The sequence below is a fragment of the uncultured Anaerotruncus sp. genome (genome assembly GCF_902490045.1).
Taxonomy (GTDB): Bacteria; Bacillota; Clostridia; order Oscillospirales; family Ruminococcaceae; genus Anaerotruncus.
Genome location: NZ_CABUCJ010000141.1, coordinates 1 through 5,585 on the forward strand (window position 1 = coordinate 1; position 5,585 = coordinate 5,585).

The 5,585-nt window shown below is 63.5% G+C and carries 5 protein-coding genes and 1 pseudogene; 5 read left to right on the top strand and 1 reads right to left on the bottom strand.

What is annotated here, in order from left to right; translation table 11 throughout:
* Nucleotides 1-368 precede the first annotated feature (368 nt).
* From serC to RDM88_RS11435, 4 genes are all read left to right on the top strand, one after another.
* Entirely contained in the window at nucleotides 369-1,454 is a 1,086-nt protein-coding gene (serC, locus tag RDM88_RS11420; RefSeq protein WP_308754962.1) for a 3-phosphoserine/phosphohydroxythreonine transaminase, read from the top strand.
* Nucleotides 1,454-2,620, top strand: a complete 1,167-nt coding sequence (locus RDM88_RS11425; RefSeq protein ID WP_308754963.1) for a phosphoglycerate dehydrogenase — start codon at nucleotides 1,454-1,456, stop codon at nucleotides 2,618-2,620. Before serC ends, RDM88_RS11425 begins: the two co-directional genes overlap by 1 nt.
* Nucleotides 2,621-2,908: 288 nt before the next feature.
* Nucleotides 2,909-3,382, top strand: a complete 474-nt coding sequence (locus tag RDM88_RS11430) for an NfeD family protein (RefSeq protein WP_308754964.1) — start codon at nucleotides 2,909-2,911, stop codon at nucleotides 3,380-3,382.
* A gap of 12 nt (nucleotides 3,383-3,394) precedes the next feature.
* Nucleotides 3,395-4,318, top strand: coding sequence for an SPFH domain-containing protein (locus RDM88_RS11435; RefSeq protein WP_308754965.1), 924 nt, complete (start codon nucleotides 3,395-3,397; stop codon nucleotides 4,316-4,318).
* Nucleotides 4,319-4,386: 68 nt separating this feature from the next.
* Here RDM88_RS11435 and RDM88_RS11440 read toward each other — a convergent pair whose 3' ends face one another.
* Complete coding sequence (locus RDM88_RS11440; protein WP_308754966.1) at nucleotides 4,387-4,989, bottom strand: hypothetical protein; 603 nt, start codon at nucleotides 4,987-4,989, stop codon at nucleotides 4,387-4,389.
* A 143-nt stretch (nucleotides 4,990-5,132) separates the two neighbouring features.
* Here RDM88_RS11440 and RDM88_RS11445 point away from each other — a divergent pair.
* Nucleotides 5,133-5,585, top strand: a pseudogene (locus tag RDM88_RS11445) (GTPase HflX); the annotation flags it as partial.

A 5,585-nucleotide genomic window follows, 5' to 3' on the forward strand; every position in this document is an offset into this window, starting at 1 on the left:
AAGAAAGGAACTCGCTGTCGGTCGACTACCGACAAACTGCGCCGCTCGGTGAGCGGCATATCTAAAACCATCTCCGGGGCGGGACCCGGCAATTCTTGCCGCCGTAGGCGGCTCCCCTAAAGCGCCCCGGAGGGGCGCGAACAAAAGCCCTCCGACCCTCGGGCGGAAAATCTAAAACCGCCGTCGGCAAATCCTTTGGGAAGAACCCACGAAATCTGCATGTCCAAAGGGCCCGTCCTGCAAAAAAACGGCGAATTTGCCTGCCAAAGGGAGAATAAGATTGACTGGGACGGCGGTTTGAAATATAATGGTATCAATATTTTCATTACGCTGCCCAAGTGAATTGGGTGGAAGGGGAGGTTTTACAATTGGCAAGGGCATACAATTTTTCGGCGGGCCCGTCGATGCTGCCCGAGAGCGTGCTGGCGAAAGCGGCCTCGGAGATGCTCGACTACCAGGGCACCGGCGAATCGGTCATGGAGATGAGCCACCGCTCGAAGGAGTACCAGGCGATCATCGACGGCTGCGAGGCGCTGCTGCGCGAGGTCATGGGGATTCCGGACAACTACAAGGTCCTCTTTTTGCAGGGGGGCGCGTCCAGCCAGTTCGGAATGGTCCCGATGAACCTGATGACGGGTTCCGGCAAGGCCGACTTCGTGATCACCGGCCAGTGGGCCACCAAGGCGTACAAGGAGGCCTCCCGGTACGGCGACTGCAAGGCGGTCGCCTCCTCCAAGGACAGGACGTTCTCCTATATCCCCAAGCTCGACCCGGCCGAATTCCGGCCCGACGCGGACTATTTCCACATCTGCCTCAACAACACGATCTACGGCACCGTCTACCATGAGCTGCCCGACACCGGCAGCGTCCCGCTTGTCGCGGACGTCTCCTCCTGCATCCTCTCCGAGCCGATCGACGTGAGCCGCTTCGGCCTGCTCTACGCGGGCGCGCAGAAGAACATGGGCCCCGCGGGCCTCACCGTCGTCATCGTGCGGGAGGACCTCGTCGGGAAGGCGATGGAGATCACCCCGACGATGTTCAACTACCAGACCCATGTGGACAACGGCTCGATGTTCAACACCCCGCCGACCTATGCGATCTATATCTGCAAGCTCGTGCTTGAGTGGCTCAAAAACGAGATCGGCGGCCTTGCCGAGATGAAGAAGATCAACGAGAAGAAGGCGGGCGTTCTCTACAGCTTCCTCGACCAGTCGAAGCTCTTCAAGGGCACCGTCGCCAGGGAGGACCGCTCGCTGATGAACATCCCCTTCGTCACCGGGAGCGACGAGCTCGACGCGAAATTCGTGTCCGAGGCGAAGGCCGCGGGCTTCCTCAACCTCAAGGGCCACCGTTCGGTGGGCGGCATGCGCGCGTCGATCTACAACGCGATGCCGGTCGAGGGCGTGGAGAAACTGGTCGCCCTGATGGCGAAGTTTGAGGAGGCGAACGGCTGATGTACAGCATTAAAACGCTCAATAAGATCAGCCCCAACGGGCTGGACGTCTTTGACCGCAACAAATACCGCATCGGCGACGACGTGGAGGACCCCAACGGCATCCTCGTGCGCTCGGCCGCGATGCATGAGATGGAGCTGCCCGAATCCCTGCTCGCGGTCGCGCGGGCGGGCGCGGGGGTCAACAACATCCCCATCGACCGGTGCAGCGAACAGGGCATCGTCGTCTTCAACACCCCGGGCGCCAACGCGAACGCGGTCAAGGAGCTGGTCGTCTGCGCGCTGCTCATGTCCGCGCGCAAGATCTACCCCTCGATGGTGTGGACGCAGTCCCTCAAGGGCAAGGGCGACGAGGTCGGCAAGCTCGTCGAAAAGGGCAAGAGCCAGTTTGTCGGCCCCGAGCTCGCCGGCAAGAGCCTCGGCGTGATCGGCCTGGGCGCGATCGGCACCCGCATCGCCAACTTCGCCCGCCACCTCGACATGGAGGTCTGGGGCTACGACCCCTACCTGTCGGTCGAGAACGCGTGGAACGTCTCCCGCAGCATCAAGCACGCGGGCAGCCTCAAGGAGATCTATGAGAACTGCGACTTCATCACCCTGCACATCCCCTCCACGCCCGAGACCAAGGGGATGATCAACTCCGAGTCGATCCAGATGATGAAGCACGGCGTCAGGCTCCTGAACTTCGCGCGCGGCGACCTGGTGGTCAACGAGGACCTGCTCGCGGGCCTCGAGGAGAAGCAGGTCCGCTGCTACTTCACCGATTTCCCCAGCGAGGACCTGCTCGGCCATCCGGGCGTGCTGGCGATCCCTCACCTCGGCGCGTCCACGCCCGAGAGCGAGGACAACTGCGCGCGCATGGCCGCCGAAGAGCTCGTGGACTACCTCGAGAACGGCAATATCCGCAACTCGGTCAACCTGCCGTCCGTCTCGATGCCGCGCAGCGGGGACAGCCGCATCTCCCTCATCCACCGGAACATCCCCGCGATGCTCACCCAGTTCGCCCCCGTCCTTTCGGACAGCGGGCTGAACATCGAGAACCTCACCAACAAATCCAAGAAGGACTACGCCTATACGATGGTCGACGTCAAGGGCTGCATCAGCGATGAGATCATCGCCAAGCTCCGCGGCATCGAGGGCGTCATCCGCGTCAACATCTACCGCTGACAGCGTCTTTGCAAAGCCCCCTGCGCCGCAGGGGGCTTTTCTTTTCCCGCGCATGCGCTTTTGCAAACGGAAACGGAGAATGAGGGAGCTTGAGAGAGATCTGGGGCGCGCGGGTGAGATCGGGGGATTAGCCGGGGCGGGCGGATGCCGGGGGATGCGGGGGAATCGGAAAAGGGATTCTTTCGCGGTTGTGGAATTCGGGCGGAATGTGGTACAATATGTTCAAGCGGAATCCGGATAATAAAGCCGCTCAGATATCAGATGAAAAAGAAAGTGAGGGTTGCCGGCATGAATATGCTGACCTGGTGGCAGCAGTACGCGCCGATCGTCTGGCTGCTGCTGGCCATTGCGTTCGCGGTGTCCGAGGGCCTGACCGTCCAGCTCGTATCGATCTGGTTCGCGGTGGGCGCGGCGGTTACCGCCGCGGAAGCGGCTCTGTTCGACGTGTCGTGGGTGGTCCAGCTGTGGACGTTCGTGATCGTCTCGGCCGTCCTGCTGATCGGCACCCGGCCGATCGCCAAAAACCTGCTCCACGTCAAAAAGGAAAGCACCAACGCCGACCGGTTCATCGGGCAGGTGGGGGTTGTCACCGACCCGATCGACAACGACCTGTCCGCGGGACGCGCGCGGGTCGGCGGGCTCGACTGGTCGGTGCGCTCCAGCGACGGGGCCGACATCCCCGCCGGAGAAAAGATCAGGGTGCTCGCCATCGACGGCGTCAAGCTGATCGTTGAACCTTGCGGAAAACAAACCGAACAATAAGGAGGACACAACATGTTGGGAATCATTCTGGGCATCCTGGTATTGATCGTCCTGATCATCCTGATCACAAACCTCAAGATCGTCCCGCAGGCGTCGGTCTACGTCGTCGAGCGCCTGGGCGCTTACTACACGACCTGGGAGACCGGCCTGCACTTCAAGACGCCGTTTGTCGACCGGATCGCCAAGCGTGTCTCCCTCAAGGAGCAGGTCGCCGACTTCGCGCCCCAGCCGGTCATCACCCGTGACAACGTCACCATGCAGATCGACACGGTCGTCTTCTACCAGGTGACAGACGCCAAGCTCTATACCTACGGCGTCGAGCGCCCGCTCTCCGCCATCGAGAACCTGACCGCCACCACCCTGCGCAACATCATCGGCGAGATGGAGCTCGACAGCACCCTTTCCTCGCGCGACGTCATCAACACCAAGATCACCGCGATCCTCGACGAGGCCACGGACAAATGGGGCATCAAGGTCAACCGCGTCGAGCTCAAGAACATCCTGCCGCCGCGCGAAATCCAGGACGCGATGGAGAAGCAGATGAAGGCGGAGCGCGAGCGCCGCGAATCGATTCTCCGCGCCGAGGGCGAAAAGCGCAGCCAGATCCTCGTGGCCGAGGGTGAAAAGGAGTCCGCCATCCTGCGCGCCGAGGCGGAAAAACAGTCCGCGATTCTGCGCGCCGAAGGCGTCAAGGAGCAGAAAATCCGCGAGGCGCAGGGCGAGGCGGAGGCCATCGCGCTGGTGCAGAAGGCGAACGCCGACGCGCTGCGCATCCTGACCGAGGCCAACGCGAGCGACAAGGTCGTCCAGCTCAAGAGCCTGGAGGCGTTCGCAAAGGCCGCCGACGGCAAGGCCACCAAGATCATCATCCCCAGCGAAATCCAGTCTCTGGCCGGGATGGCCTCCTCCCTCAAGGAGCTCGTCTCCGACAGGTGAGGGCGACCGCCTGAAAGCATGCGAAAGGGACGGGCTTGCGCCCGTCCCTTTGCGGCATGTGCATAAATTCACTCTGCGCGGAAAAGCTCCTGGGTGTAGGTGGGAACCGCCCGGCCGCCCGCCGGGAGGGTGACGAAATCGCCGCCCTCCCAGCTGCCCGCGAGCAGGCGCTCAAGCAGCGAAAGATCGATCTCCTCCGAAAAGTAGTCCCAGCCGTTTTTCCGGGCCGCGACGCGCGCCTCGATGCCCTCGTCGGGCAGCCCGAGGGAGGTGTCCGCGAGATAGCAGAGGGCGGAGCAGTCGGCGCGCGGCGTGAAAAAGAGCTCCTCCGCGCAGAGCGGAACCCGCCAGCAGAGCTCGCCGCCGTGCAGGCCGAAGAGACTGCGGTAGCGGGCCGCGCCGCCGAGCAGCAGGGAGACGCAGTTATGTACGCGCGGGAGCACGAGCGGGACGGAACCCGCCAGGAGGCCCTCCCCGTCCAGCAGTTCCGCGCCGTCCGCGAGCAGCAGCGCGTCGAAGCCCTCCGCGCGGGCGGTCCGCTCACGCAGGAATGCGGGCCAGTCGGCGCGGGCCGCGGGCAGGTAGGCCGGCTCCAGCCGATGGGGGGAAGCGGGGAGCATGCGTTCGATGACGGGGCGCAGGGGGATGCTGGCGATCAGGTTGAGCTTCATCGGTTGTTCACATCCAATTCATGATTTCTAGTTTGAGTTTAGCCCATAAACGCCCCGGGTTCAATGCAAAGAATCTGGAAAAAAGATTGCCGCCCCCGCGGGGGCGCGGATAGCCCCGGACAAAGGGGGAAGGGAGCAGGCGGATGATCGAAAACAATGTGGAAAAAAAGCAGCGCGCGGTGCTCGTCGCGGTGGATACGGGGGAGTACGACGCGCAGGTGTCCCTTGACGAGCTCGAGGAGCTTGCCGGGACCGCCGGCGCGGAGACCGCCGCCAGGGTGCTCCAGAAGCGGGGCGGCTTCGACCCGGCCACGGTGATCGGCAGCGGGAGGCTTTCGGAGATCGCGGAATTCTGCAAGGGGGACGGCGCGGACCTCGTCATCTTCGACTGCGAGCTCTCCCCGGCGCAGATGCGCAACATCGAGGACGCGTGCGGCGTGCCGGTCATCGACCGCACCACCCTCATCCTCGACATCTTTGCCCAGAGGGCCGTCACCGCCGAGGGCAAGCTCCAGGTGGAGCTTGCCCAGCTGCGCTACCGGCTGCCCCGGCTCACGGGGCTGGGCGGCGCTCTCTCCCGGCTGGGCGGCGGCATC